A 2,271-nucleotide genomic window follows, 5' to 3' on the forward strand; every position below is an offset into this window, starting at 1 on the left:
GCGCTGGAGCTGGACAATTATCGAAGTTGAACATATACTCTCCAAAAGTAATAAAAGTAAGACTCATCTCCTCGAAACATTCCTTTATTTTATCATTTGCATTATGTCGAATACAGTAAATTCACAAATAATTAGGGAATATACGGTGTGCGCAGTAAATCTTAAAGGTATTTCATATTAGGCCTAGCTTACCTCCACTAAACAAAAAAACCGGAGCCTAAGCCCCGGTACCCCGATGGTTTCGAATTATTTTTTCAGCCATGGCTTTTCTCGCATATTACGATTGGTACGAAAAGAGTCTCTAAAGGCAGGCTATTTGGCAGTTTACCAAAGAATATCCATCTTAGGTCAGTGCTTCTGGTTAACAAGCTGCTGCTCAGCTAATTCGATCGCTCGCTTGACCATGTTCCCTGCGTCCTTGGCCTTGATGCCGCCCCAGCCTTCTTTCTGGACAACATCATAAAACCCAAGTTCTTTCGCAAGCTCCTCTTTCAACCTGTCAGACATAATCCCTCTTCTTCTGCCCACGAAAACCATCTCCTTTTACCATCGAGGCTTTTTTAGTTTCTTTTTAAAAGGAGGTTTTCATGTAAGCCTAAATTATCCTATGTGCTGCGAATTTTGGGCAAAATAAAAAGCAGTTAACCCGAAAGTCCACTGCCTGTACCTCATTGAGCCTTAGCTCAATGCCATTGATCCTGTTGTATCCTCAAAGAAGGTAATTTCAACCGTTTCTGTTAAAACATCTGCGTAGCTGTACGAAACACGTTCAAAAGCATTTTCATCCTGGTCGAGCTCAATCACGAAAACAGAAGGATAAGTTTCAGCTAATACACCAGAACGTTCGATCGTTTTTCTGCGTCCGCCGTTGGCCTTTAGCAAGAGTCTTTTTCCTAAGTTTGAATCAAGAGCTTTTTTGATATCCGATAATGTTTTTGGCATTCGGTCCACCTCACTGTGTAAAGTATAACACGCTGACACCACTTTCGTCAAACAAAAACATAAATTATAACAGTTGATAAAAATAAAAGTCAATATCTTTTCTTCTTCTTTTTCTTCTAATTTTCAACATTTTTAGAGTAGCCTTTATCACGGTAAAATATGTACATCAATCCATAAAAAAGCGCCGGACGAGACTGGACATCAGTCTTTACTCCGGCGAATTCTTTTTATATGGCATTCCTGTCCTTAGTACTCCTTTTGTTTCTATGCCTCCAAGACCCTTATCACCTGTCAGTGTATTCCGCAAAACATCCCAGACATTGATGCGCTCCATAAAAGGCGTAAAACTAATTTTAGCCACTATATAAACTGGATCTAGAGCATGAATATTTACCCTCGACGGTGAACTCGCGAAATTTGCCCCAGCATGGATCAGTGATTCGAAATGGGACTGGCAGGCGCCAGCAAAGATGACGAGCTGGTCAAGATGGGGAATCTTTTTCCTTGCTTCCCTCACAGTCTGGACAAAATGTTTGGAATGGCGATAAGCATTCAGGTCTTCCATTGAGCCCTTTGACTTTGAATAAGCATCATGCCCTGTAATGACCAAAATATCCGGCCGGTAATAATCAATCAGCTTGCCGACCTTTTCCGGCATCTCCTTTTCATTGCAATGGATGCCATACACGGGAACGCCGACTTTTTCATAAAGAGTCAGGCACTTTTTTAAATAATTCGGATCTCCATCTAAATGAAGGACCTTTCCTGGCATCTGAAAATAATTATAGGATTTGCTATATCCCTCGGTAGTTTCATATTCCTGCTTTTGCTGCAGTAAATCAACGTCCTGTCGAAAAAGCTTATATGACTGTTCCTCAAGTGACCGGAATTCCTTCGTCAGCCTCATGCGCACATTTTGATCAATTTTCAATAAATCTCCATAGGGCGCATCGGCGATCAGCCGGAAATCCTCACCATATAATATCGCGATTTTCTTGCCATTTATATCTCTGATATCGATTACACGGAACATAATATCGCATTGATACGAAACCCTGCCGACGATATCCATGAGGTTAATGTTCACAATCGTCACTCCAATTGCCCCGCACAATAGGCTGCGCTAAATGGTTTTCAATGATAAACTATGCAAAAACCCAAAGACATGTGATTATGTGCATTGGAACTGATGTGCTTTCTGTTAGATGGATATCTTGATTTGATTTTCGGATTGTCCCCGAAGGATTTTCCTAACTGCTCATGGAAGTGCTCTGGCATAAGAAAAGCGCCAGCGCCTTGGTCTGCCCTGACAAGCGCTGGCCGACTAAA

The 2,271-nt window shown here is 41.5% G+C and carries 3 protein-coding genes; all 3 read right to left on the reverse strand.

Annotated features, from left to right (window positions below; genetic code table 11):
* Positions 1 to 348: 348 nt before the first annotated feature.
* Entirely contained in the window at positions 349 to 528 is a 180-nt protein-coding gene (locus V7201_RS20375) for a small, acid-soluble spore protein, alpha/beta type (protein ID WP_125481631.1), read from the reverse strand.
* Between the two features lie 150 nt (positions 529 to 678).
* Complete coding sequence (gene veg / locus V7201_RS20380; protein WP_125481632.1) at positions 679 to 942, reverse strand: biofilm formation stimulator Veg; 264 nt, start codon at positions 940 to 942, stop codon at positions 679 to 681.
* A 208-nt stretch (positions 943 to 1,150) separates the two neighbouring features.
* A complete protein-coding gene (gene yabG / locus V7201_RS20385) occupies positions 1,151 to 2,014 on the reverse strand; it encodes a sporulation peptidase YabG (RefSeq protein ID WP_438825088.1) in 864 nt (287 codons plus the stop codon).
* Between the last annotated feature and the right edge of the window lie 257 nt (positions 2,015 to 2,271).

The sequence above is a fragment of the Bacillus sp. JJ1122 genome (assembly GCF_036964885.1).
Taxonomy (GTDB): Bacteria; Bacillota; Bacilli; order Bacillales; family Cytobacillaceae; genus Mesobacillus.

What these genes read in the sequence shown, in the direction of transcription:
- veg (WP_125481632.1), bottom strand. Translation starts at nt 942, where the DNA reads ATGCCAAAAACATTATCGGATATCAAAAAAGCTCTTGATTCAAACTTA.
- yabG (WP_438825088.1), bottom strand. Translation starts at nt 2,014, where the DNA reads ATGGATATCGTCGGCAGGGTTTCGTATCAATGCGATATTATGTTCCGT.